The 24891-nt window shown below is 67.8% G+C and carries 24 protein-coding genes and 2 pseudogenes; 10 read left to right on the forward strand and 16 right to left on the reverse strand.

The window, feature by feature from the left end; all coding sequences use genetic code 11:
• The 7 genes and pseudogenes from I55_RS19245 to I55_RS19275 form a co-directional block, all read right to left on the reverse strand.
• Window positions 1-350: pseudogene (locus I55_RS19245) on the reverse strand (protein-L-isoaspartate O-methyltransferase); the annotation flags it as partial.
• Entirely contained in the window at window positions 347-1150 is an 804-nt protein-coding gene (gene surE, locus I55_RS19250; RefSeq protein ID WP_252181215.1) for a 5'/3'-nucleotidase SurE, read from the reverse strand. The gene surE and the pseudogene I55_RS19245, both read right to left, overlap by 4 nt.
• Window positions 1143-2414, reverse strand: coding sequence for a serine--tRNA ligase (serS, locus tag I55_RS19255; protein WP_044562204.1), 1272 nt, complete (start codon window positions 2412-2414; stop codon window positions 1143-1145). The genes surE and serS overlap by 8 nt, the downstream gene beginning before the upstream one ends.
• Window positions 2415-2497: 83 nt before the next feature.
• A complete protein-coding gene (gene tatC, locus I55_RS19260; protein ID WP_044562205.1) occupies window positions 2498-3331 on the reverse strand; it encodes a twin-arginine translocase subunit TatC in 834 nt (277 codons plus the stop codon).
• Window positions 3332-3348: 17 nt separating this feature from the next.
• Window positions 3349-3894, reverse strand: coding sequence for a Sec-independent protein translocase protein TatB (tatB, locus tag I55_RS33260; protein WP_049974288.1), 546 nt, complete (start codon window positions 3892-3894; stop codon window positions 3349-3351).
• Window positions 3895-4027: 133 nt separating this feature from the next.
• Entirely contained in the window at window positions 4028-4255 is a 228-nt protein-coding gene (locus tag I55_RS19270; RefSeq protein WP_044562206.1) for a Sec-independent protein translocase subunit TatA, read from the reverse strand.
• A 151-nt stretch (window positions 4256-4406) separates the two neighbouring features.
• The gene (locus I55_RS19275) at window positions 4407-5213 is read right to left on the reverse strand and encodes a TylF/MycF/NovP-related O-methyltransferase (RefSeq protein WP_083901253.1); all 807 of its coding nucleotides are present in this window, start codon (window positions 5211-5213) and stop codon (window positions 4407-4409) included.
• A gap of 202 nt (window positions 5214-5415) precedes the next feature.
• Between I55_RS19275 and trmFO the strand changes: the two genes are divergently transcribed.
• The gene (trmFO, locus tag I55_RS19280; RefSeq protein WP_044562208.1) at window positions 5416-6801 is read left to right on the forward strand and encodes a methylenetetrahydrofolate--tRNA-(uracil(54)-C(5))-methyltransferase (FADH(2)-oxidizing) TrmFO; all 1386 of its coding nucleotides are present in this window, start codon (window positions 5416-5418) and stop codon (window positions 6799-6801) included.
• Between the two features lie 9 nt (window positions 6802-6810).
• On the opposite strand, the gene I55_RS19285 is transcribed toward trmFO, so the two are convergent.
• Entirely contained in the window at window positions 6811-7665 is an 855-nt protein-coding gene (locus I55_RS19285; protein ID WP_044562209.1) for a squalene/phytoene synthase family protein, read from the reverse strand.
• Window positions 7666-7897: 232 nt separating this feature from the next.
• Here I55_RS19285 and I55_RS19290 point away from each other — a divergent pair, with 232 nt between their 5' ends.
• Window positions 7898-10204 carry a TonB-dependent receptor gene (locus tag I55_RS19290; RefSeq protein ID WP_199902649.1) on the forward strand — a complete coding sequence of 769 codons (2307 nt, stop codon included), beginning with the start codon at window positions 7898-7900 and terminating at the stop codon, window positions 10202-10204.
• Window positions 10205-10371: 167 nt separating this feature from the next.
• On the opposite strand, the gene wrbA is transcribed toward I55_RS19290, so the two are convergent.
• Window positions 10372-10977, reverse strand: coding sequence for an NAD(P)H:quinone oxidoreductase (wrbA, locus tag I55_RS19295; RefSeq protein ID WP_044562210.1), 606 nt, complete (start codon window positions 10975-10977; stop codon window positions 10372-10374).
• Between the two features lie 61 nt (window positions 10978-11038).
• On the reverse strand, window positions 11039-11740 hold the full coding sequence (locus I55_RS19300) for an alpha/beta fold hydrolase (protein WP_044562211.1): 702 nt from the start codon (window positions 11738-11740) through the stop codon (window positions 11039-11041).
• Between the two features lie 168 nt (window positions 11741-11908).
• On the opposite strand from I55_RS19300, the gene I55_RS19305 reads away from it, so the two are divergent.
• The gene (locus I55_RS19305; protein ID WP_044562225.1) at window positions 11909-12748 is read left to right on the forward strand and encodes an IclR family transcriptional regulator C-terminal domain-containing protein; all 840 of its coding nucleotides are present in this window, start codon (window positions 11909-11911) and stop codon (window positions 12746-12748) included.
• 7 nt (window positions 12749-12755) lie between these two features.
• Here I55_RS19305 and I55_RS19310 read toward each other — a convergent pair whose 3' ends face one another.
• From I55_RS19310 to I55_RS19320, 3 genes are all read right to left on the reverse strand, one after another.
• On the reverse strand, window positions 12756-13916 hold the full coding sequence (locus tag I55_RS19310; protein ID WP_044562212.1) for a CaiB/BaiF CoA-transferase family protein: 1161 nt from the start codon (window positions 13914-13916) through the stop codon (window positions 12756-12758).
• Window positions 13917-13959: 43 nt separating this feature from the next.
• Window positions 13960-14769, reverse strand: a complete 810-nt coding sequence (locus I55_RS19315; protein ID WP_044562214.1) for a citryl-CoA lyase — start codon at window positions 14767-14769, stop codon at window positions 13960-13962.
• Window positions 14770-14848: 79 nt separating this feature from the next.
• Window positions 14849-15397: a VOC family protein gene (locus I55_RS19320; RefSeq protein ID WP_044562215.1), complete on the reverse strand. Its 549-nt coding sequence runs from the start codon at window positions 15395-15397 to the stop codon at window positions 14849-14851.
• Window positions 15398-15587: 190 nt separating this feature from the next.
• On the opposite strand from I55_RS19320, the gene I55_RS19325 reads away from it, so the two are divergent.
• Both I55_RS19325 and I55_RS19330 read left to right on the forward strand, forming a co-directional pair.
• Window positions 15588-16562 (forward strand): squalene/phytoene synthase family protein, encoded by a 975-nt coding sequence (locus I55_RS19325; RefSeq protein ID WP_049974290.1) that lies wholly within the window; start codon window positions 15588-15590, stop codon window positions 16560-16562.
• A gap of 249 nt (window positions 16563-16811) precedes the next feature.
• A complete protein-coding gene (locus I55_RS19330) occupies window positions 16812-17408 on the forward strand; it encodes a superoxide dismutase (protein ID WP_044562216.1) in 597 nt (198 codons plus the stop codon).
• Between the two features lie 130 nt (window positions 17409-17538).
• Here the strand turns inward: I55_RS19330 and I55_RS19335 are convergent, their stop codons facing one another.
• Both I55_RS19335 and yajC read right to left on the reverse strand, forming a co-directional pair.
• Window positions 17539-17916: an Mth938-like domain-containing protein gene (locus tag I55_RS19335; protein ID WP_044562217.1), complete on the reverse strand. Its 378-nt coding sequence runs from the start codon at window positions 17914-17916 to the stop codon at window positions 17539-17541.
• 132 nt (window positions 17917-18048) lie between these two features.
• Window positions 18049-18399, reverse strand: coding sequence for a preprotein translocase subunit YajC (gene yajC / locus I55_RS19340; protein WP_044562218.1), 351 nt, complete (start codon window positions 18397-18399; stop codon window positions 18049-18051).
• A gap of 267 nt (window positions 18400-18666) precedes the next feature.
• On the opposite strand from yajC, the gene I55_RS19345 reads away from it, so the two are divergent.
• Together I55_RS19345 and I55_RS19350 are read left to right on the forward strand one after the other, a co-directional pair.
• Window positions 18667-19527 (forward strand): ATP-binding protein, encoded by an 861-nt coding sequence (locus I55_RS19345; protein WP_044562219.1) that lies wholly within the window; start codon window positions 18667-18669, stop codon window positions 19525-19527.
• 289 nt (window positions 19528-19816) lie between these two features.
• Window positions 19817-20293, forward strand: coding sequence for a MucR family transcriptional regulator (locus tag I55_RS19350; protein ID WP_044562220.1), 477 nt, complete (start codon window positions 19817-19819; stop codon window positions 20291-20293).
• Window positions 20294-20418: 125 nt separating this feature from the next.
• Here I55_RS19350 and torT read toward each other — a convergent pair whose 3' ends face one another.
• Window positions 20419-21468: a TMAO reductase system periplasmic protein TorT gene (gene torT / locus I55_RS19355; RefSeq protein WP_159107241.1), complete on the reverse strand. Its 1050-nt coding sequence runs from the start codon at window positions 21466-21468 to the stop codon at window positions 20419-20421.
• Between the two features lie 348 nt (window positions 21469-21816).
• Here torT and I55_RS19360 point away from each other — a divergent pair, with 348 nt between their 5' ends.
• From I55_RS19360 to I55_RS19370, 3 genes and pseudogenes are all read left to right on the forward strand, one after another.
• On the forward strand, window positions 21817-23184 hold the full coding sequence (locus tag I55_RS19360; protein WP_044562221.1) for a DUF1800 family protein: 1368 nt from the start codon (window positions 21817-21819) through the stop codon (window positions 23182-23184).
• A 15-nt stretch (window positions 23185-23199) separates the two neighbouring features.
• The gene (locus tag I55_RS19365; protein ID WP_044562222.1) at window positions 23200-24456 is read left to right on the forward strand and encodes a DUF1501 domain-containing protein; all 1257 of its coding nucleotides are present in this window, start codon (window positions 23200-23202) and stop codon (window positions 24454-24456) included.
• Between the two features lie 61 nt (window positions 24457-24517).
• Window positions 24518-24891, forward strand: a pseudogene (locus tag I55_RS19370) (hypothetical protein); the annotation flags it as partial.

The following is a 24891-nucleotide window of genomic DNA, read 5'->3' on the forward strand; positions in this document are numbered from 1 at the left end:
GCGCCTCCGCCTCCGCCAATACGGGGCGGTGGCGTTCGATGGTGTAGACCCGGCGCGGCGATCTTGGACAAAACGGCGGCCTGATAACCGGACCCGGTGCCAATCTCCAGCACCTTCAGCCGGTCTGACAATTGCAGGGCCTGGGTCATGAGCCCGACCACCATGGGTTGGCTGATGGTCTGGCCGTGGCCGATGGGCAGGGCCGTGTCCTCATAAGCCTGGTCGTGGAAGGTGGGAGGCACGAACACCTCCCGGGGGACCAGCTCCATCGCGCGCAAAACATCCGTGCTGTTCACGCCATTGCGGCGCAACAGCATCAACAGGCGGATCTTGCGCGCGGCGCTGCTCACCCGAATACCCCCTCCAGCCGCGCCAAGGTGTCGTAATGCGTGAGGTCCAGGTGGACGGGGGTGACGGCGATGCCGCCCAGCGCCTCGACCACATGGACGTCGGTGTCCGCCGGCACGTCCGCCAGGCCCCGCGCCGCGCCGATCCAGACATACGGCCGGCCGCGCGGATCCATGCGCTCGAACAGTTCATCCCCGGCCTTGCGGTTGGCGTGCCGCACCACGTGGATGCCGGCCACTTTGTCCGGTTCCACGGCGGGGAAGTTCACGTTCAACAGCACGTGCGGCGCCCAGTCAACCGCCAGGCCCTTGCGCACCACGTCCGGCCCCCAGCGTTCCGCCGTGGCCCAGTCGGGGTCGCGCCCCTCACGCAGGCGCAGGGAGAAGGCGAAGGCGCGGATGCCCAGCAGCGTCGCCTCCATGGCGGCGGCGACGGTGCCGGAATAGGTCACGTCCTCACCCAGGTTCTGACCGTGGTTGACGCCAGACAGCACCACGTCGGGCCGGTGGCCGTCCAGCAGGTGGTTCACCGCCAACAGCACGCAGTCGGTTGGCGTGCCGTCCACGGTGTAGCGCCGGTCGGCCACCCGCTTCAGCCGCAGCGGCCGATGGATGGTCAGCGAATGGCTGGCGGCGGACTGTTCCGATTCCGGCGCCACCACCCAGACGTCATCGGTCAGTTGGCGCGCGATGCGCTCCAGCGCCGCCAGGCCGGGGGCGTGGATGCCGTCATCGTTGCTGATCAGGATGCGCAAGGGGCGGCCCGCCACCCCTTGCCCCGCACCCGCGGACCGGTCAGCCACGGGTGATGCGCTCCAGTCCGTTCATGTAGGGCACCAGGGCCTCGGGCACGCGGATGGAACCGTCCGCCTCCTGATAGTTCTCCATGACCGCCAGCAGGGCGCGGCCCACGGCCAGGCCCGAGCCATTCAGGGTGTGGACGAACTGGGTGTTCTTGTCCCCCTTGTTGCGCCAGCGGGCCTTCATGCGCCGGGCCTGGAAGTCGCCGCAGTTGGAGCAGCTGCTGATCTCGCGATAGGTGTTCTGGCCTGGCAGCCAAACCTCGATATCGTAGGTCTTGGCGGCGGAGAAGCCCATGTCACCGGTGCACAGGGTCACGGTGCGGAAGGGCAGGCCCAGGCGCTTCAGGATGGTCTCGGCGGCGTACAGCATGCGCTCGTGCTCGGCGGCCGACTGGTCGGGCGTGGTCACGCTGACCAGTTCCACCTTGTAGAACTGGTGCTGGCGGATCAGGCCACGGGTGTCGCGGCCGGCGGCCCCCGCTTCGGCGCGGAAGCAGGGCGTGCGCGCGGTCATGCGCAGCGGCAGCTCCTCGGCGTCCAGGATGCTGTCCGCCACCAGGTTGGTCAGCGGCACCTCGGCCGTGGGGATCAGCCAGTGGCCGGTGTTGGTCTGGAACAGATCCTCGGCGAACTTGGGGAGCTGGCCCGTGCCGAACGCGGCCTCGTCCCGCACCATCAGGGGTGGCGACACCTCGGTGTAGCCGAACTCCCGCGTGTGGGTATCCAGCATGAAGTCGCCCAGCGCGCGCTCCAGCCGCGCCAGCGGGCCCTTCAGCACGGCGAAGCGGGTGCCCGACAGCTTGGCGGCGCCGGCGAAGTCCATGAAGCCCAGGGCCTCGCCCAGGTCGAAATGTTCCTTGGCGCCGTCGATGGCCGGCGGCGCGCCGACGCGGTGGCGCTCCACGTTGTCATGCTCATCCGCGCCCTGCGGCACGTCGGCCGCCGGCAGGTTGGGGATGGTCGACAACAGACGGTCCAACTCCTCCGACAGCGCCTTCTCGGTGGCCTCGGCCTCCGCCATGCGCTCCTTCAGGCTGGCCACCTCATCCATCAGCGGCTGCGCGTCCCGGCCGTCCTTCTTATAGGCGCCGATCTGCTTCGAAGCCTCGTTCCGCCGGGCCTGCATGTCCTGGAGCGCCGTCTGCGCCGCGCGGCGGCGGGCGTCCAGGTCCAGCACGACGGCGGACTGGGGCGGCAACCCGCGGCGGGCCAGGCCGCCGTCAAAGGCTTCGGGATTGTCGCGGAGAACGCGGAGGTCATGCATGGCAGGCTTCTTAGAAGACAGGTGGACGGTGTCCCCGACTTATAAGCGGAGAGCCCCGTCGGGGTCTAGCCCGCCCGCCACCCTCAGCCCGGCGTGGCCTCGCCATTCCCCGCCTTGTCCGCCTCGTCCGCCAGCGCCTGTTCCCTGGCCCGGGTCCGTTCGATGCGCCGGGCGGTGAACACCGACACTTCGTACAGCACGATCAGGGGCACCGCCAGCGTGGTCTGGCTGATGGGGTCGGGCGGCGTCAGGATGGCGGCCAGCACGAAGATGAGGACGATGGCGTAGCGCCGCTTGGACGCCAGCTGATCAGCGCTGAGAATGCCCACGCGCACCAGCAGGCTGAGCAGCACCGGCATCTGGAAGGCGATGCCGAAGGCGAAGATCAGCGACATGGCGAAGGACAGGTACTGCTCCACCCGCGTCTCGGCCACGATGGGCAACATGCCGGCGCCCCCCGTCTGCTCGAAGCTCAGGAAGAAGGTCAGCGCCGTCGGCATGACGAAGAAATAGACCATGCACGTGCCCAACAGGAACAGCACGGGTGTGGCGATCAGGAAGGGCAGGAAGGCCTTGCGTTCATGCCGGTACAGCCCGGGCGCCACAAACTTCCAGATCTGCAGGGCGATGATGGGGAAGGCGATCAACGCCGCCGCCCACAAGGACACCTTCACATAGGTGAAGAAGGCTTCCGTCGGCGCCGTGAAGATCAGCTTGCGCTCCGACGCGCGGTCACCTAGCGCGTTGATCATGGGCAGCAGCAGCCAGCTGTAGATGCGGCCGGCGAACTGGTAGCAGACCAGGAAGGCGACCAGCAGGGCGGTCAAGGAGATGATCAGCCGGTTGCGCAGCTCGATCAGATGATCCAGCAGCGGCATGCGCGACGCGTCGATCTCGTCTTGGGCGGGTTCGGCCATGGGGGTGCTGGACCCTGTCAGGATGGGGTGTGGGCCGGCGTCTCGGCGCCAGCATGGTGGTCAGGAGCGGCGGCGGCCACGGCCGGCGGCTGAACCGGCACAGGCTCGGGCGCCGCGACCGGGCTCAGTTCCGGCACGATCAAGGGCATGGCCGGAGAGCCGATGGCCGGCAGTTCCGCCTCGGCCGGCGCGGCTTCGGGCGGGGCCTCGACGGTATCGACGGGGGCCTCGGGCACCGGCGGGGGCGTGACCGCGGTGGCGGTCAGCGAGGCGGTAGGGTTGATCTCCAGCGCCTGGCGCACGCTGTCGTTGGGGTCCACCATCTTGGTGACCTCCGCCGTCAGGTCGAACTGCGCCACCTTTTGCGCCTGCTTGCGCAGGTCCTCCAGCTCCGCCTGGCGGACCATGTCATCCAGGTGCGACTGGAAATCACGGGCCAGCAGGCGCGCCTTGCGCATCCACTTGCCCGCCGTATAAAGCGCCACCGGCAGGTCCTTGGGCCCGATGACGACCAGCGCCACCACACCGATAAGCGCGAGTTCGGACCATGCGATGTCGAACATGGGCGGCTTTGCCTCGATTCCCGATTCCACCAAGACGGCCGGCAACAGCCAAGGGCACACTGGCGCCCCGGCCGTTCCGGCACGACGGATCCGTTCCAACCGGGGCCGGCACCAAGCGCGACCCCCGGCCGGTTCAGCCCTTGGAAACGGTGTCCTTGGGCGTGGAGGTCGTCGAGGCGTCGGTGTGGCCGTCGATCGAGCGGGGAGCCGAGGCGCCGCCCTCTTCCTGTTCGTTCAGGCCGGCCTTGAAGTTCTTAATGCCCTTGCCGAAATCGCCCATCATGCGGGGCAGGCGGTTGCCGAACAGCAGCAGAGCGATGAAAAGAACGATCAGCCAATGCCAAATGCTGAAAGAGCCCATGGGTGGGTCCCGTGTCCTGAATAAAGGTGTACGTCGGTAGCGACGGCCCGTGAAGGCGCGGCACTATGGCATGGCGGCACAGCCCGCCGCAATGCTTCCCGCCCCATACATGGGAATGACCGGCGCCGGATGTAAGGGATCGGGACCAGCTTCACCGGATTGGGGGGAATCGGTAGACCAGATGCGGATAGGCCTGTTCAGCATAAAGCCGCTCATCGTGGCTCCATTCCTCAACGGCCTGGAGGGCGCCAAGACAGGATCCCTGAAGCGGATCATCGAAAACGAGGTAGCCGCCGGCTGGATTGAGCTTGGACTGGACGCTGCGGACACAATAATCAACCGCGCTATGGATATCGCAGTCGATGTGAGCCAGCGACACCGTGGGCATGCTTTTCAGCACGGAAGGTAATGTGTCCTGGAAGAGCCCCTGGACCAGCTTGATATTCGTCAGGCCGGTGCTTTTCACATAGGCACTGACGTCCTCATAGGAGACGTCATCGAAATTTCCGATGAAATGAAGATCGAGCGTCCGATCCGTGGCCGGCATGCCCGAAAAGGTATCAAGCGCATAAACGGTGGCGTCGCGCCCGAGCCGGCGGGCGATGTTGGCCATGAAAACGGCCCCACCCCCGCGGTAGCTGCCGCATTCCAAGATATCACCCGTCATGCCAGCCGCGCCGTATTTCATGATCAGGAATATGTTCATCAGCTTGTGCTCGGGCAGCAGTGTCCAGCCCCGTGCAAGTTCATAGCTTTCAGAATAAATTGGATCCTTGGCAATGAGTTCACTCAGTCCGCCGAATTCGAGCCCCCATCCCCGGGTGTAGCCAGCGGTCGTATTCCGACCATTCGACAGCGACAGGTTCGTATTCTCATGCAGAGTCGTCAAATATGAGTCGAGCTCGCCCAGATCCGTCGCCTTGGCGATTACCGAAACTCGGGAATATTGCGTATCCATGCCGGACCATCTCCCAGAAAGGCTTCTTTAGCCATCAGCGCGCCGCGTTACACATTGATATGCAGCCAGGACAGGAAGCCAGGTCAAGAAGGGTGAGCTGTCACTGCTCAGGTTGCCCCATGCGTCGCCAAAGCTTGACGGCCGCCATCGACTGGCGTCTTTGACCCCACGGTTTCAGTTTTAGTGAAGGCAAAGTCCGGTCATGAGCGACACCCCCACTCCCCCCAACCACGCCAAGCACGCCACTGGGCCCGTGCATGTCATCGGCGGCGGCATGGCCGGCAGCGAGGCCGCCTGGCAGCTGATCCAGGCCGGCGTGCCCGTGGTGCTGCATGAGATGCGGCCGGTGCGGGGGACGGAGGCGCACCAGACGGAGCACTTCGCGGAGCTGGTCTGTTCCAACTCCTTCCGGTCCGACGACCATGAGTACAACGCGGTGGGCTTGCTGCATGAAGAGATGCGGCGCTGCGGCTCCCTCATCCTGGCGTGCGCGGATGAGCACAAGGTGCCGGCCGGCGGCGCCCTGGCCGTGGACCGTGACAACTTCGCCCAGGCCGTCACGGCCAAGCTGACCGCCCACCCCCTGGTGACCGTGGTGCGGGACGAGGTGGCGGGCCTGCCGCCGGAGGAATGGGACAGCGTCATCATCGCCACCGGCCCCCTCACCTCCCCGGCGCTGGCGAGCGCGGTGCTGGAGCTGACGGGGGAGGCGCAGCTGTCCTTCTTCGACGCCATTGCGCCCATCGTTCATTTCGACAGCATCGACCTCACCCGCGCCTGGTTCCAGTCGCGCTACGACAAGGTGGGGCCGGGCGGCACGGGCAAGGACTACATCAACTGCGCCATGGACAAGGCGCAGTACGAGGCCTTCATCCAGGCCCTGATCGACGCGCCCAAGACCGAGTTCAAGGAGTGGGAAAAGGACACGCCCTATTTCGAGGGCTGCCTGCCCATCGAGGTCATGGCCGAACGCGGCCTGGACACCCTGCGCTACGGCCCCATGAAGCCGGTGGGTCTGACCAACCCGCATGACGAACGGCGGCCTTATGCCGTCGTCCAACTGCGCCAGGACAACGCCCTGGGCACGCTCTACAACCTGGTCGGCTTCCAGACCAAGATGAAGTATGCCGACCAGATGCGGGTGTTCCGCATGATTCCCGGCCTGGAGAACGCGGAGTTCGCACGCCTGGGCGGCCTGCACCGCAACACCTTCCTGAACAGCCCCCGCCTGCTGGATCCGACGCTGAAGCTCAAGGCCGCCCCGCGCCTGCGCTTCGCCGGGCAGATCACCGGCTGCGAAGGCTATGTGGAAAGCGCCTCCGTCGGCCTGATGGCGGGCCGCTTCGCCGCCGCCGAGCGCCTGGGCAGGACACTGCCGCCACCACCCGTCACCACCGCGCTGGGCGCCCTGCTGGGCCACATCACCGGCGGCGCCGAGGCGGAGACCTTCCAGCCCATGAACGTCAACTTCGGCCTGTTTCCCCCGCCGGAAGAGCGCGACGCCCGGGGCCGCGAGCTGCGCGGCAAGGAACGCAAGCTGGCCTACACCCGGCGGGCCCTGAACGATCTGGCTACCTGGCTGGGATAAAAGACCCGACTACCAACGACCGCTGAAGGCCGCCCAGGCCAGGCGGGCGGCACGCAGGCCATCGGGACGCAGCAATTCCGGTGCCAGAGGGTCATGTCCGGCCTTGGCCAACCGGTCCAGCGCCATGCCGGCCAGACGCGCCGGTAGCAAGGCGGGCACTGCGGCGCGGGGCACCACCCCGCGCAGGCGCCGGGCGGCGGCCAGCTCGGCGCGGGCCGCGTCCGCTATCTCCCGGGCGACAGCGGCCAGGCCCGGCTGGGGCTTCAGCTCGAACAGCAGCGGCTCCGACGCCGCGTGCTTGTCCATCAGGTCCAGCGGCATGCGCGACCGGTGGGCCCGTGCCAGGAAGGGCACGGCGCGCAGGATGCCGGTCAGCGCCCAGGCCCGGCCGACATGGGTGGCCACGGCCCCCACCCCGCCCTCGAGTTTGATACCCAGCACCTGAAGGGCCAGGCGCACCAGGGGCGCCGACGTCACCTCCGCATAACTCACCAGGCAGGCCAGGTCGGCCGGCGCCGCGTCGTCCATGTCGGCCTCGCGCGCATCCACCAGCAGATCGAATTGGGCGCGCTCCAGGCCGTGGCGGTGGACTGCCTGGGCCAGGGGCTGCACCACCTCATGCCGCCGCGGCTCGCCCTCGTATATGCCGGCGATACTGTCCCGCCACCATTGCAGGCGGATCTGGCCCAGCATGGGCTCCGTCACCACCTCGCGGGTCTTCGCCACCTCATGGTTGAAGGCGTAGAGCGCGGCCAGATCCTCCCGCCGGTCCGCCGGCGCGAACAGCAGGGTCAGGAAACGGTCCGGATCCTGGCGACGGACGGTTTCCAGGCAATAGGACAGGGCGGGCTGGGACGCGGGCATGGGATGACGTTCCGGTGTCGGGCGGGCTGGGCCGGGGCCTTTATGGACCGCCGGCCCCGCCGCTGACCAGCGCCACCTTCGCCCGCCCCATCTGCGCTCCCCCTCCTTCGAAGGTACAGCGGTGCCGGCGCCCGATCGCCCCGGGGCGTCCCTTGACGATATTCGCCAGGATGCTAAGATACGTTTATAGAAAACATTTTCGATATACGAAAATAAACGGGGAGGGAACACCATGCCGTCATCGGCCGTGCACGGGGATCGCCATACGCTTGACCACCAGACGCGCCGCCGGGGGCGCCGTTCCTTCTCCCGATCCGCTTCGCGGCTGGCGCTGGCGGCGGCGCTGGTCAGCCCACTCATTGGCCCACTGGCCGGCCACGCCCAGAGCGCCGGCGAAACCGGCGGCAACGGCGTGCTGGAAGAGGTACTGGTCATCGCCCGCAAGCGCGCCGAGAAGCTAACCGACGTGCCGGCGGCGGTGACGGCCTTCACCGAATTGCAGATCGAAACCGCCGGCATCACGGCGCCGCGCGACTTCATCGCCATGACGCCCAACGTCACGCTGGTGGAAACCCAGAACGTGGGCACGGCCTTCGTCGTGGTGCGTGGCATCGGCCAGGCGCGCAACAGCGAGCCATCGACCGCCGTGGTGGTGGACGGCGTACAGCAGGTGAATCCGTCGCAGTTCAACCAGGATCTGTTCGACATCGCGGGCATCGAGGTGCTGAAAGGCCCGCAGGGCGGCCTGTACGGGCGCAACGCCATCGGCGGCGCCATCCTGATCACCACCAAGGAGCCGACCGACAGCTATGAGTTCAAGGTCAAGGCGGGGGTGGAGAACGGCCCGGGCTATACCGAGCAGGCCACAGCCAGCGGCGCCATCATTCCCGGCAAGGTGAAGTTCATCGGGTCCATCAGCCACACCAGCAACGACGGCACCATCAAGAACACCTATCTGGACACCGAGGCCAACCCGGTGAAGCAGACCTCCGGCCGCCTGAAGCTGCTGTTCACGCCGACCGAGGATCTGACCATCGACACGCGCTTTTCCATGTCGGAACTGGACACGCGCGGCTTCTACTACAACATCGTCAGCGACGTGAACGACACCAGCCTGCCGGTGCGGGTGAACAACGCCGGCATCGACAACCGCCGCCTGCTGGACGCCTCCGTCAAGGTCGACCTGAACCTGGGCTTCGCCACCGCGACCTCCGTCACCGCCTACGACACGGTGCGGGAGATCGTTACCGGCGACGCCTTCGACTTCCTGCCCATCAACGAGTCCTTCTTCAAGGGTCTGCTGGGCTTCGACATGAACCAGAGCCAGTTCCTGGACGTGAAGGCGGTCAGCGAGGATTTCCGCCTGACCTCCCCCAGCGAGGGCTGGCTGCGCTGGATCGCGGGCGGCTATCTGATCCACACTGACCGCTATATCTCCACCGGCAACATGGTGGACACCGGCAACGGCGTCTTCCCCGTCTACCGCAGCCCCAGCACCAATCCCCTGAACCCACAGGCCACCTTCCTGGCCGACAGCCAGGACAACATGGCCTGGGCGCTGTACGGCGACCTGACGGCGGAAATCACCGACCAACTGGAACTGGCCCTCTCGCTGCGCTACGACAGCGACAACCGGCGCAACACCACCCTGACCCCCACCGCCTTCCTGCCCAACATCCCCGGTTTCCCCCAGGGCGTGAGCGGCGAGGTGCGTGAACGCACCTTCGACCGGGCGCAGCCCAAGGTCGTGCTGCGCTACAAGCCGGACACCTCCACCACCCTCTACGCCGACTGGGGCCGCGGGTTCCGCAGCGGCGGCTTCAATCAGACGGGCGTGGGCGCCGTGGCCGCGGCCAATGGTATCCTGGGCGTGTCCGACGTGTTCCAGGCGGAATGGGCCGACACGTTCGAGGCGGGCTTCAAGAAAACCCTGTTCGACCGGCGGGTGGAGGTGGAGGGCGCCGGATTCTATACGCGGTCGCACAACCCGTATTTCTTCGTTTTCCTGGCCGCCAACTCCACCCAGAACCTGGGCAACCTGGGCCTGGTGGAATACAAGGGCGCCGACGCGGGCTTGACCGCCCATCTGACCGACAGCCTGCAGGCCTCCATCGGGGCCGGCTACACCGACAGCAATATCTCGGAGGCTGTGGACCACACCGTCATCGGCAACCAGGCGCCGGGCGTGTCCAAGTACACGCTGAACATGGCGTTGCAACACACATGGGAATTCGGCAAGGGCTCGTCCCTGGTCTCCCGCCTGGAATACCAGCGCATCGGTGACACCTACTGGGACCCGCAGAATTCACGGTCCGCGACCCCGTCGATCTGGTGGATGTGCGCACCACCTACACCAACGACGGCTGGTCGGTCGCACTGTGGGCCAAGAACGTCTTCGACAAGCGCTACAACGCCGAATATTCCGCCGGCGGCTTCGTCTTCAAGGCCCTGCCCCGCCGTTTCGGGGCGGAAGCCACCTTCTGGTTCTAGAGCTGTCGCTTCCAAGCCTGGCTGTCGCCACCGCCAGCCAGGCGGATAGGCCGCCCCGGACCATCCTCCGGGGCGGCCCCTTTTTTTTGGGGGCCCTCAGGCGCCGGGCGGCCCGTCTGGGCCTTGGCTATCCTCGGTTTCCAGTCCACTTCGTTCCCCAGAAACCTCCGGCGGCCCCGGTCGGGGCCTAGCGCTGTGATTCATCATGCCGCCGGACTACGCGCCCGCCGCTTGCTTGGCGGCGACCCCGGCCACGAAGCGGCCCTGGGCGCGGGCGATGGCCAGTTCGTTCTCGCTGGGCTGCCGCTCGCCCTGGGGGCCGGCGATGGTGGTGGCGCCGTAGGGCGTACCGCCCGACACCTCGTCCAGCCGGGTCAGGCCCGGTTCGGAATAAGGCACGCCGCAGACCACCATGCCGTGGTGCAGCAGCGTCGTGTGGATGGAGGTCAGGGTGGTTTCCTGGCCGCCGTGCTGGCTGGCGGTTGAGGTGAAGGCCGATCCCACCTTCCCGATCAGGGCGCCCTGGGCCCACAGCGGCCCCGTCTGGTCCAGGAAATTGCGCATCTGCGCCGCCATGTTGCCAAAGCGGGTGGGCGTGCCAACGATCAGGGCGTCGTATTGCCCCAGCTCCGCCGGATCCGCCAAGGGGGCGGCCTGGTCCAGCTTGGCATGCGCCTTTGCCGCCACCTCCGGCGGCATCAGTTCCGGCACGCGCTTGACCGTCACCTCCGCGCCGACTTCCCGGGCGCCATCGGCGATGGCGTAGGCCAGCGTCTCCACATGGCCGTAGGTGCTGTAATAGAGGACCAGGACCTTGGTCATGGCTGTCGTCTCCGTTCAGGTTGCGAAAAGGGTCAGGTTGCAAAAAGGGAAGGCCGGGCCGTCAGCGTGACAGCCAGTCGGTCATCAAGGCGGTGACGGCGTCCGCCGCCTCCAGCGTCACCATGTGGCCGCAAGCCGGGATGACGGCCAGCCGGGCCCCGGGTATGGCCTCGGCGATGGCGAGCTGCTGCGCCGGCGGGCTCCAGGGATCGTCCTCGCCACCCACCACCAGGACGGGGCACCTGAGCGTGGGCAGCACGTCGCGCGCGTCGCGACGATTCAGGGCCGCCCGGATCTGCCCCTCATGGATGGAGGGCGTGGCGCGACACCACATAGCCTCCAGCCGGCCGACCAGGTCCGCATCCGCCCGGCGGTCGGGGTGCAGCACCGGCGGCAGCCAGCGGCGGGCCAGCGCGGTCATGCCCTGGTCCCACGCGAAACGGATCAGTTCCTCCCGCTGCGCCGCCTCGTTGGGCAGAACGGGATGCACCCCGGTGCTGAGCAGGGCCAGCCGCTCCACCCGCTCCGGCGCACGGCGCATGATCTCCAGCGCCACGCGGCCGCCCATTGAATGGCCGGCCAACGCGAACCGCGCCGGGGCGTCGGCCAGCACCCGTTCCGCCATGGTGTCGAAACTGTCCAGACCCCAGAAGTCCGCCACCTGGATGGACCACTGCGGCGACAGGGCGGTGATCTGTGGTTCCCACACCGTGCGGTCGCACAGCAGACCAGGCAACAGGACCAAGGTGGGATTGGGGGTCATGGACGATCGCTCTCCCGTTTATTAAATTCGTATATCGAATTCTTTTTCTTATATCGTATCTTACCAGGGCGGGTGGGGCCGCGCAATCGCCCCTCGCTTGACAAGCCGGGGCGCACAAGCCGACCCTCGCGCCGCCCTGGTTGGGGATTTACGGAAGGAATGGGCGTCATGGATGATGAGACGGGTGTGGAGACCGAGGGCCGCCGCGAAGAGATGGCGGGGCTGGCCAAGGGCCTCAGCGTCCTTCTGGCCTTCAACCACGACCATCCCAGCCTGTCGCTCAGCGAGATCGCCGCCATCACCGGCTTGGCGCCGGCCACCGCCCGCCGCTGCCTCTTGACCTTGCAGTCCCTGGGTTATGTCGGCTCGGTCAAGCGCCGCTTCTTCCTGCGCCCGAAGGTGCTGGACCTGGGGGCGGCCTACCTGGAGGCGCTGGATATCGAACGGCTGGCGTCCGTTCCCCTGACGGAGCTGGCCAACGCCACGTCCGACAGCGCGTCCATCAGCGTGCTGGATGGGGAGGACATCATCTACGTCGCCCGCGCCTCCGTCCGCACCCTGGTGCGGCTGGAGGCGCATGTCGGCAGCCGCTTCCCCGCCTTCGCCACCGCCATGGGCCGCGTGCTGCTGGCGGCCCTGCCAGACCCCATGCTGCGCGCTTTCCTGGCCAAGGCGGCCATCAGCCCCATCACGGAAAAGACAGTGGTGGACCGCGACCAGCTGTTCGACCTGATCGTGCAGGTGCGCAAGGACGGCTATTGCACCGTGGAGGATGAACTGGCCTACGGCGTCGTCTCCCTGGCCGTGCCGCTGAAGGACCAGGGTGGGCGTACCATCGCCACCCTGAACTCCGCCAGCCATTCCAAGCGCTACGCCAAGGACCAGCTGTTGGCGGAGCGCCTGGACCACCTGCGCGCGGTGGCGGACCAGATCTCACGCGAACTGCGGCGTCTGCCGTCCGGCAACGGCCTGCTGCCGGTGGCGGATACGGTGATGCTCGGTCGCTGATTGGACTTCACACCAGCTCCGGCCACACGTCCGGCCGTTCCGCCAGGGCGGCGCGGATATCGGCGTCATGCTGGCCCAGCTGGGGGGCCGCCACCACCGCGTCGTCACGCTCGCCCCCATAGCTGAAGGGGGAGCGCACCAGGCGGTCGGCCCCTTCCAGCCGTCTGGCCACCGGCACCAGCATCTTCAGATGCTCCACCTGCGGGTCGGCGGCGGTGTCGGCGATGGAATTGACGGGCGCGAAGGGCAGGTCCGTGTCACTCAGCCGCGCCACCCATTCCGCCCGGGGCCGGGTGGCGAAGATGACGTTCAAGGCCGCCACCAGCTCCGTATAATGGTCGATGCGGGCCAGCCGGGTGGCGAAGCGGGGGTCCTGGGTCAGGGCGTGACCGTCGATGCCGGCCACCAGCGCGTCCCAGAACTTCTCCAACGACGACATGTGCACCACCACGTGCTGGCCGTCGCCGCAGGTCAGGACCATGGCCTGGGCCAGGCGGGGCCGGTCCATGCCGGTCGGGACCTCACCCAGGGCGAAATAACCGGCGAAGGGCTCGATGGCGAAGTGCATCATCGCCTCCAGCATGGAGATTTCCAGGTGGCGCCCCTCCCCCGTCCGCCCCCGCTGCACCAGCGCGCCCATGATGCCCAGGGCGGCGTACAGGCCGGTGATGGCGTCGGCCAGGGCGGGCCCCAGCAGGCGCGGGTTGGCGGGGTCGATGGCAACGCTGAGGAAGCCGCTCAGGGCCTGGGTCACGCTGTCATAGCTGGGCCGGCGGTTATAGGGACCGTCCTTGCCGAAGCCGCTGATGGAACAGTAGACCAGTTTGGGGTTGACCGCCGACAGGTCCGGCCAGCCAGCGCCGATGCGTCCGGCCACACCGGGGCGGAAGTTCTGGATATAGACGTCGGCGCTGCCCACCAGGCCGTGGAACAGGCTCCGGTCCGCCGCCTTCTTCAGGTCCAGACACAGGCTGCGCTTGTTGTGGTTGTAGGCCTGGAAATGGGCGCTGTAGAAGCCGCCCTTGAAATTGCGGTAGGGATCGCCGCCCTCCGGGGATTCGATCTTGATGACGTCCGCCCCCAGATCCGCCAGCAGCATGGCGGCGCAGGGTCCGGTGATGAACGTCCCCTGCTCCACCACCCGTATGCCTTTCAGCACATCAACCATAAACGTGTGACCTTTCCCCTGGGGCCGGCAAAGGCCGTGCCCATCAATTCTCATCAGCGACGAAGCCATCCGGCGCCGGCCCGTCGTAGCGGATGGCGCTGCTGGCGGCGTGGGACATGCGGAAGCCGATGGGATGCCCCTGTTCTTCCAGCAGGTGGGCGACCAGGCTGGCCGTGCGCGCCAGCAGCGGCACCCCCTTGACCGCCAGCAGCGGAAAGCCCGCGTCCAGCAGCACGGCCGGAATGGCGGCCGACACATTCATCATCAGCGGCTTGCCCACCAGATCCGGCATCATCCGCTCCGCCCGGCGGGCCACCTCCACGTGCCGCCCCGCGACCGACACCTCTTCCGCCAGGGCGAACAGCCTGAGCGCGCGTGGGTCGCCGTCCTTGTGCAGGGGGTGGCCGTAGCCGGGAATGGCGCGCTTTTCCGCGCGGTATGTCCGCACCGTGGTGGCGATGGCCGTGTCCAAATCCCCATCCCCGGTCGCCGCCTTCAGAACGCCGTCCTGGAAACGGCCGGCGGCCTCCGCGCTACCCAGGATGACGGAGCCGCAGCCCAACAGGCCGGCGGCCACCGCCCCCTGCAAGGCCTCCGGCGCCGCCGCCAGGGTCATGCGCGCCGCTTGCACGCTGGGCACCAGGCCGTGCTCCGCTATCGCCACCAGGGTGGCGTCCAGCACGCGGCGCTGCGCCGGCGTGGGCAGCGTGCCGCAAACCAGCAACCACACATGATCGGTGAAGCTGATCCGGCCCATCAGCTCCTGGACCAGGTCATGGCCCCTGACGATGATGGTTTCCGCGTTGGAGCCGGAGATGGCCGTGGTCGGCGTGGTGTCGGGTCCGATCTTCATCGATACCTTTCCTCTGGGACCTTTCTTTTGGGGAACAGATGCCGCCGTTCCCCGCCGCATCCGTCAAAGCGGGCGCTGCTTACTGCGGGCGATAGATGTTGTTGGAGCGGTGGTCGCCGCCCAGCCAGCGGGCAAGGTCGGCGTGGGCGTTCCGCCGCCGCTCCCCGTCGCTGGCCTCGATACCGGGCGCGTCCACCGTCAATTCCACGATCAGGCCGTTGGGGTCGCGGACGTACAGGGATTGGCAGTAGCCATGGTCCAGGAAATAGCAATCGTCCGACGGTTCCGGCACGGCGGCCGCGCGAAAGCGCGCATGCACCGCGGCCTGGGTCTCGGCATTCACCTTGAGGGCGATGTGATGGAAAGGGGACGGGGGCATGCTGGGACCGAACAGGGCCTGGTCCTCCGGGCTGGCGAACTGGAAGAACGCCAGCGCGCCGCCGTCATCCAGCGCGAAGAAGCAATGGCAGTACACCCGGTCGGCGCCGAACAGGTGGTCGGTTTCGCAATACGTCGCCACCAACGGCATGCCCACCAACTCCTCATAGAAACGCCGCGTCGCCTCCATGTCCGCCGTGACATAGGCGTTGTGATGCAGCCGCAGCGGCAACCGGGCCTGATCAGTCATCGATGCCCTCCCCGTTTTATTTTCGTATATCGAATATATCTTCGACATTCGTATGTTAAGCGGACTCGGCCGGCGGCGTCAAGGTGGCCGCTGCCCTCATCCCCCAAACGCAGGCTTCATCCGGCGGCCAAGGTCTGGCACTCTGAGCCCCACTCCGCGTCCCTCCTTGCCGCCGGACAGAAGACCGCCCATGGCCGACTTCCGTATCAAGACCGCCCGTACCGGACGCATGCCCGCGGCCCCGCGGCGCCCGCCCGTGCAGGGCGGCTACGCCTCCGCCTTGCGCCGGGTGCCCAAGGCCATGCGGCGCCACGCGGCGGCCTTCGCCTCCTTCCTGAAGCTGGCGCACGACATCACCGGCGACGCCAACCTGGAACCGGAGGCCAAGATCGCCCAGCTGGACGCGCTGGAACGCGCGTTGGTCAGCGGTGGCGGCGTTCCGTCCTGGCTGGCTCCGGCGCTGGAACTGAAGGCCAGCCTGGCGATCACCGGCGGCTCCTCCCTGCATGCCCGGCAGCTGCTCCAGGCCTTCCGGCGCGATGCGGAGGGCCACCGCCCCCGCACCTGGGGTGATGTGCTGGCGGCCTGCCGCCTGGCCGCCAACCCGGTGGGGCACCACATCCTGGAACTGTACGGTGAGAGTGGCGAGGCGCTGGCGGCCACCGACGCCCTATGCACCGCCATCCGCCTGCTGCGGGTGGTGCAGGAATGCCGGGACGACTGGGTGCGACTGGGCCGCTGCTATTTCCCCATGGACTGGTTCGACGCCGTGGGCGCCAGCCCGGAACACCTGGTGGAGCATCGGGCCACCCCCGCCGTGCGGGTGGTCCTGGACCGCATGCTGGACCGCATCGACCGCCAGTTGGACCACGCGCGGGCGCTGCCCGGGGCGCTGCGCGATCCCGGCTTGCGCATGGAAACGGCTGTCCTGCTGCACGCCGCCCGCCTGATGGCTGGCCGCCTGCGCCGCCGCGACCCCCTGGCCCAGGGCATCAGCCTGGGCCCGCTGGCGCGGGGCTGGGTGATGGTCCGCGCCCGCCTGGCCCTGGCGCGCAGCATGGCCGGCATGGCGCCCACCCCGCCCTCCGGCCCGCCGGCCGACCCTGACGCCGACGGGATCCCCAGTAGCAGAGGCGCGGGCCCGGAACAGCCTCCGCAACAATAACGTTAATCTTTCCGCCCCCAAACCGGTTCTATTCGCTTCCCGGGATGGGAATGTTCGTGATACCCCCTTGCACCGGGTACGGACATCAGGTGCGGGCGGCTATCCTGTTGTGACCGCGCCCACATGCCTCGGCCATCGCGTCAGGGCATGATCCCGCCCGAAGAATAACGGTCCCGGTGGACCGGCGGCCTCCGCATGACGGCCGCTTGGAGCCACTCCCGAACAACCCCGTAGAAGACGAGGAAAACCATGGCTTTCGAACTTGCCCCTCTGCCCTACGCCAAGGACGCGCTGCAGCCCTACATGTCGTCCGAGACGTTGGACTTCCACCACGGTAAGCACCACAACGCCTACGTGACCAAGCTGAACGAGCTGATCGCCGGTACCGCGTTCGAGGGCCAGAGCCTGGAAGACATCGTCAAGGCGACCGCCGGCAAGGCCGAGTCCCAGGCGATCTTCAACAATGCCGGCCAGCATTGGAACCACACCTTCTTCTGGAACAGCCTGACCCCGAAGGCCTCCGCCATCCCGGGTGAGCTGGAGAAGCGCATCGTTTCCGACTTCGGCAGCGTCGAAGCCTTCAAGAAGGCCTTCGTGGACGCCGGCATCGGCCAGTTCGGCAGCGGCTGGGCTTGGCTGGTGGAAGACACCACCGAAGGCAAGCTGAAGATCACGAAGTCGGCCAACGCCGACACGCCGCTGGCCCACGGCCTGAAGCCGCTGATCACCGCCGACGTGTGGGAACACGCCTATTACATCGACTACCGCAACCGTCGCCCCGACTTCCTGAAGGCCTTCGTCGACACGCTGGCCAACTGGGAATTCGCGGCCCAGAACCTGGGCTAAGTTCCAGGGGCCAAGCGGTCCAGGGCGGAAGCCCAAAGACAAACCCCGGCCTTCTGACGGAGGCCGGGGTTTTTGTTTGTCCGCGCCAACCGGGTTGCCGGATGGCCGCGCCCGCCGCTTGAGGGAAAAACTAGGTCGGAAAAAGGGCCGTGGCGACGCGTCGGCCCTCCGCGAGCAACACATTATAAGTGCGGCAGGCGGCGCCGGTGTCCATGGCGTCGATGCCGCCCAGGCCCTGTTCCTTAACCGCGCGGCGCAGGGCGGACGGGAATAGCTGCATGGCGACGCCCGTGCCCAGCAGCACGATCTCCAGCGCCGGCTGCTCCGCGATCAGCGCCGCGAAGTCATCCGCCCGCAGGCTGGCGAAATCCGTCACCGGCCAGGCGATGGTCCGATCCGGGAAGACGATGATCGGCGTCTCATAGACCACGTTGCTGACGCGGAAGCGGCCCGGACCGTAGGCGTCGATGACCTGGCGGTCGGCCGGGATAAGGGGGGTGATGTCCATGGGCTTCCAGCCCTCCCACAATGAAAAGGCCTGCGCTCGGGCTCCTGAGGGGATCGGGCGCAGGCCTTTTTACCTGGCGTGCGGCGGCGGCGGTTTCAAACCCCGCCCGTTTCACCGCTCACTTGCCACCGCTCACTTGGAGTCGGTGTCGGCCTTCGCCGGCTCGGTCTTGGCCAGCACCGTGGTGATGGTGCTGCGCAGGACGCGGAACTTCACGCCGTCACCGGCGTCGATGGTGACCTCGTCATTGTCGCCGACCTTCACGACGGTGCCGATGATGCCGCCACCGGTGACGACCTTGTCGCCGCGCCGCAGCGATTCCAGCATGTTCTTGTGTTCCTTCATCTTCTTCTGCTGCGGGCGCATCAGGAAGAAGTACATGACCAGGAACACCGCCGCGAAGGGCAGTAGCTGCATCAGCGTGCCGGCATCGGCGGGGCCGGCGCCGCCGGTGGTCTGGGCCTGGGCGGTGGACACGAACATGGGACGGTTGCTCCAGCGTGCGGGAAAATTAAAGCCAACGGGGCGGACATGCCCGCGTTTGGCCGCGACTATACCGACCGCCGGCCATGTTGCAACCCAATCTCAGCCCTCCGCCCGGCGCGGGTTGCCGCCCGGTCGTCCGCCCCGTACCGTTCGCCGGTTGAATAGGCCGGCCGCCACCCAATACCCGCTGCCCAACACCCGCTGGCCAATCCGGCCGGCATCCTCCGGGCGCGCGGAAAGAATGGACAGAAGGAAACCACCCCCGTGACCACCGACACCGCCCTGCTGCCGCTCCTGGCCCGTATCGCCGACGCCCTGGACCGGCTGGCCCCGCCGCCGCCGCCGCCCATCGACTTCCACGCCGCCGACGCCTTCGTCTGGCACGCGGAAGGCGACCGGCTGGCCCCTGTGCCTGAGGTGTCGAAGGTGGACATCGGTCTGTTGCAGGGTGTGCAGCGGCAGCGCGACATCCTGCTGGAGAACACCCGCCGCTTCGCCCAGGGCATGCCCGCCAACAACGCCCTGCTGTGGGGCGCGCGCGGCATGGGCAAGAGCTCGCTGGTCAAGTCCGTCCACGCGGCGGTGAACGAGGCGGCGGGCCAGCCCGCCGGCCACGGCCCCTTGGCGCTGGTGGAGATCCACCGCGAGGACATCCCCTCCCTCCCCCGCCTGCTGGCGGCGGTGCGCGGCAGTGGCCGCCGCTTCGTTCTGTTCTGCGACGACCTGTCCTTCACCAACGACGACGCCCATTACAAGTCGCTTAAGGCGGTGCTGGAAGGCGGGGTGGAGGGCCGGCCTGCCAATGTGGTGTTCTACGCCACCTCGAACCGCCGCCACCTGATGCCGCGCGACATGATCGACAATGAGCGGTCGACGGCCATCAACCCGTCAGAGGCGGTGGAGGAGAAGGTCAGCCTGTCCGACCGCTTCGGCCTGTGGCTGGGTTTCCACAATTGCGACCAGGACACCTATTTCGCCATGGTTGATGGCTATGCTGCGGCCCTGGGCTTCAGCCTGCCGCCCGAGGAGTTGCACGCGCGCGCCGTGGAATGGGCGGTGACCCGCGGCAACCGGTCGGGCCGTGTCGCCTGGCAGTTTATCCAGGACATCGCCGGGCAGGCCTGACGCATGCCTGGGTCAAGCTGAGTCGGCCCCTCATAGGGAAACATGGGGAGTCGCCACCAAGGCGACTTCCCCTCCCATCCATGTAACGGTTTGCAGCTTCCGATTCTCAGGGGCTTTCGCCTTGCCAGGGCGCCTAACAGCGCGCCCCATTACTCTGCACCCCCAAGTTTTCCGCCATTTTGACAATTCCAAGGGGGTCTCCACTTCTTTTCAATACAAACAACAGAAATTCGGTTATAGTCCGGTCAACAAAACCTGCAACAAGTGACAAACAACGCCAGGGCTGGACATGACACAACCGATATCCGATTCCAATGACGACCTGCAGATCATCGCCCTGACTGGAAAGATCGTCACGAGCTATGTTGCCGGGAACACTCTCGCGCCGACAGCCCTGCCGGATCTGATCAAGCAGGTGCACGACACTCTGCGTCGTCTGGTCACGCCGGAAGAAGTGATCGCCACGCCGGCGGAACCGCTGACTCCCGCTGTCCCCATCCGCAAGTCGGTCACACCCGACTACATCGTGTGCCTGGAGGATGGTCGCAAGCTTAAGATGCTGAAGCGTCATCTGCGCACCGCCTACGGCCTCTCGCCGGAGGAGTATCGTGTGAAGTGGGGCCTGCCGACCGATTATCCGATGGTCGCCCCGAATTATGCCGAGCAGCGCTCGGGCCTGGCCAAGGCCATCGGCCTGGGTCAGCGCTCCCGTACCGAGGGTAAGCCCAGCGGCAAGCGCCGCCGCGGCAGCGCCGCCGCTGAATAAGCGGTCCGGACACGCAGTGCCATACACGCGCTGAAGGAAAAGGCGGGCCGTCGTGCCCGCCTTTTTCATTTTGCCCTGGTCGGTAGACCGCGCATCATTACGGGGCCGATATGATTACCCTGATCTTACGATCCGGGGTGGGTTGCCCCCACGGACGTGGGCGGAACGGCCGGCGGCAAGGGGCGCAGTTGGAAGCGATCCCCCTCCGGTACGGCGATGCGGGACAGGTCGTAGCCGGCCAACCGCGCTTGATCCAATGGCTCCACCGTGATCCGATTCCATACCCCGTGCGGCTTGCCCTCCAGCACCCGCACGGCCAGGTCCACGGCGATGCGCGCCTGCAGGATGGGGGAATCCGACACCGCCAAGTCGACCATTCCGGAGCGGATGAGGTCGGCCATGCCATCCGTGGCATAGGTCGCGACCAGGTGGGTGCCACGGCCGTGGCGTGACCGCAGGTAGCTAGCGGCGGCCTGGATGGCGACGGCGTTACCGAACACCACATCCAAGTCCGGCGCGCGATCGAACAAGTCACGCACCAGGTCCATCTGCGTCGTCAGCGCAGTGGCGCCATAGCCGCCGTGGATCACGTCCACCCCGGCGCGGCGCAGGATGGCCAGGGCGCCAACTTCCATGGCGTCCGCCCACTCCGTCCCCTTGGGCCCTGGCAGCCAGCCCACCTTCAACGGCCGGCCCGCCGCCTTTTCCCACGCCGCGCGATGTTCCAGGATGTAGTCCGCGCCATAGCGGGCGTTCTCCTGGAAATTGCCCAGGATATGGCCGGTGACGTAGGGGGAGCCCATGCCGTTGATCAGGTCGATGAGCGGCTGACCGCCGTCGGCGATGGCTGCGGCTTGGCCGTCCAGCCCGTCGGTCGTGATGGCGGCCAGGATGTAAGCGTCCGCCTTCATGGCGCGGCAAGCGTCCAATTGCGCCTTCTGCACATCCAGCTTGTCATAGCCGCCCGCTTGGTAGACGCCGATCACCACACCCTGGCGCTCCGCCTCCCGCACCAAGCCCCAGGACACCCCCCACCAAAACTTGTCCTGGGTACCGGGCAGCAACGCGCAGATACGCCAGGCACGCGCGGCACGGACCAAGGGAACATAAGGTGCCGTCCGCCCGTCGCTGACCACTGTCGCCGGCGGCCAAGCCTCCGTGACTAAAGGCGCCAAGCCGGCCGCCGCGTCCGGCGGAACCCCCGCCGAAGCGGGCGGCCGCAACGACAGGCACAGCGCCAGGATCGCCGCCCCCACCAACAGCAATGGGTGTCGCCGATACCAGCGCCCCCGACCAATCATACATGCCCCCGCATCATTCCCACCAATGCTGACACCGCCAAGGCGATGATGAAAGCCCGTTGCACCGGGGTGGCCTGCCGCAGGGTAAGGACGATCCCACCGTACCAGCAGGTGACATGAGCGTTTCCCCTGTCCGCCGGCCAAGGCCCTCCCCCGGCGCTGGAAGCGCGACGCCGGCCCCCTCTGCCACGTGCCAGGGCCGGCGACAGCTCGAGGACATCAATGACTCTGCAAGCGGCCATCGCCACCAATCGATTCGGCCTGGGCGCCCGCCCCGGTGACATCACCCAAGCGCAATCCGATCCCCGCGGCTGGCTGGAGGTACAGCTGACCGCCCCCGCCGCCCCGCCGCCGGAACTGCGGGAGATGGAGGACAGCGCCACCCGCCTGGCGGCCACATACGCCACCCGCAAGGAAAAGGATGAGGACGCCCGCAAACCCATGCGGGAGGCCCTGCGCGCCGCCTACCGCGCCGATGCCGGCCGGCGCATCCGCGCCGCCATCGCCACCGATGTCCCCCTGCGTGAACGGCTGGTGCATTTCTGGTCCAACCACTTCACCGTTTCCACCAGCCGGCCCATCGTGGCGGCCGCCGTCGTGCCGTATGAGAATGAGGCGATCCGCCCACACGTCACCGGGCGCTTCGCCGACATGCTCCTGGCCGTCACCCGGCATCCGGTGATGCTGGCCTATCTGGACAACGCCATCTCCGCCGGGCCGGACAGCCTGGCCGGCATCCGCCGCCAGCGCGGCCTGAACGAGAACCTGGGACGTGAGTTGCTGGAGTTGCACACCCTGGGCGTCGACGGCGGCTACAGCCAAACGGACGTGCGCGAACTGGCGCGTATCCTGACGGGCTGGAGCATCGCGGCGGAACGGGACCGCGACACCGGCACCTTCCTGTTCCGCCCCAACCTGCATGAGCCGGGCGACAAGGTGCTGCTGGGCCAGCGCTATGACGAAGACGGGATGGGCGAAGGCCTGCTGGCCCTGCAGCGCCTGGCGCGCCACCCGGCCACCGCCCGCCACATCGCCACCAAGCTGGCCCGCCACTTCATCGCCGACGACCCACCGCCGGCCGTGGTGGCGGCCTTGGAGAAAAGCTACCGCGACAGCGATGGCCACCTGGGGGAGGTGACGCGCACCCTGCTGCGCCAGGATGCGGCTTGGGCACCAGAAGCGCGCAAGGTTAAGACGCCCACGGAACTGGTGATCTCCACCGCCCGCGCCCTGTCCGGCGACATCCATCCCACCGCCCCGGCTGAGGAAGACGCCCAAACCAAGCCCCATGCCGACCCGGCCCTGCGCGCCGTGACGCTTCTGGGCCAGACGCCGTTCGCCGCCCCCTCGCCCGCCGGCTGGCCTGACCAGGCCGCCGATTGGGTGGGACCGGAGGCCATGGTGCAGCGGGTCGACTGGGCCCTCACGGTGGGGGAGACGCTAGGCGACCGCATCGATCCCCGCCAAGTCACGGAGCAGGCGCTGGGCCCCTTGGCCAGCGCCGCCACCCGGCAAGCCGTGGCCCGCGCCCCCAGTGCCGCCGACGGCTTGGCGCTGTTGATCTCCGCCCCCGAATTCCAGCGGCGCTGAAGGAGTGCCCCGCCCATGACCACCACCTCTTCCCCCGATTGGCCCCTGAACCGCCGCCGCCTGCTGGCCGGCCTGGGCGGTACCGCCCTGTGGACGGCACTGCCGCGGGTGAGCTTCGCCCGCACCATCGGCGATCAGCGCTTCGTCCTGATCGTGCTGCGCGGCGGCATGGACGGCCTGGCCGCTGTCGCCCCATATGCCGACCGTGACTATGCGGCCCTGCGCGGCCGCCTGGCCCTGCCCGATCCCAATGCCCAAGGCGGCGTGCTGGACCTGGACGGCTTCTTCGGCCTGAACCCGGCGCTGGCCGATATCCACCCCTGGTACAAGGAAGGGCAGTTGCTGGTGGCGCACGCCGTCGCCACCCCTTACCGCGACCGCAGCCATTTCGACGCGCAGGACTTGCTGGAGAACGGCACGGTGACACCGCACGGTGTGGCCACCGGCTGGCTGAACCGGGCCATCGCACCACTGGGCGCCGGCCGGCGCCTGGGCCTGGCCGTGGGACAGGGCGTGCCGCTGGTGCTGCGCGGGGCGGCCCCGGTCGCCTCCTGGGCGCCTTCCCCGCTGAAGGAGGCGGACGGCGACTTCCTGGACCGGGTGGCGGCGCTCTACGCCAACGACCCGCTGCTGGCCGGCGCGCTCAAGGCCGGACTGGACTCCGCCAGCATGGCCGACCACGCCCTGAACAACGACGCCGACATGGCCATGGATGGCGCCATGGTGGACGGCACCCCCAAGCCCAAGGCGGTACGCCTCGACCCCACGCAGCTGGGCACCACCACCGGCCGCCTGCTGGCCGACGCCAACGGCCCGCGCGTCGCCGTCATGGACCTGCAGGGGTGGGACACCCACGCCCAACAGGGCACGACGGCGGGGCGCCTGGCCGGCGCGCTTGGCAACCTGTCCAAGGTGCTGGTGGCCCTGCGCGCCACCATGGGGCCCGCCTGGCACCAAACGGTGGTGGCGGTGGTGACGGAGTTCGGGCGCACCGCCCGGCCCAACGGCACCGGGGGCACCGACCATGGCACGGCCACGGCCGCCTTCCTGGCCGGTGGCGCCGTCCAGGGTGGGCGGGTGCTGGCCGACTGGCCCGGCCTGTCTGACGACCGGCTCTACCAGGGCCGGGACCTTGCCCCCACGCAGGACCTGCGGGCAGTGATGAAAGGCATCCTGCGCGACCACCTGGGCCTGGACGATGCCGCCCTGGATAAAGCCGTGTTTCCCGGCGGCGCCACCCCCGCCGCCACGCGTGGCTTGATCCGGACCTAGCGGAAAACCCATCCGGCGCGCTATCTGTTGGCGGGGATGGCCGCCGGCGGGAGCATGAGGCATGACGGGTGAGGCACGGGCCTGGGTCAGATTGCCCTCCAGGCGTCATCTGAACCTGCTGGCGCCCACGCCATTGGATTGGGATGACGAGGACTTGGCCATGGGCCTGGCCCGCACCTATCGCTGGGGCGGCCATTCCCGCTGGCCGCTGCCCCTGTCGGTGGCGCAGCATTCCCTGACCGTGCTGGCCCTGGCCCGCGCGCAGGCCGAAAAGCCGCTCAGCCCGGCGGCGGAGCTGCGCGAACTGCTGCACGACGCCGACGAGGGCTTGCTGGGGTTCGACGCCATCTCCCCCCTCAAACCCTTCCTGGGACCGGAGTACAAGGCCCCTGGCCGCCCGGCTGGAAAGGGCCATCATCCTGCGGTACCAGATCC

It is taken from the genome of Azospirillum sp. B4, assembly GCF_000333275.1.
In the GTDB taxonomy this organism is placed as follows: Bacteria; Pseudomonadota; Alphaproteobacteria; order Azospirillales; family Azospirillaceae; genus Nitrospirillum.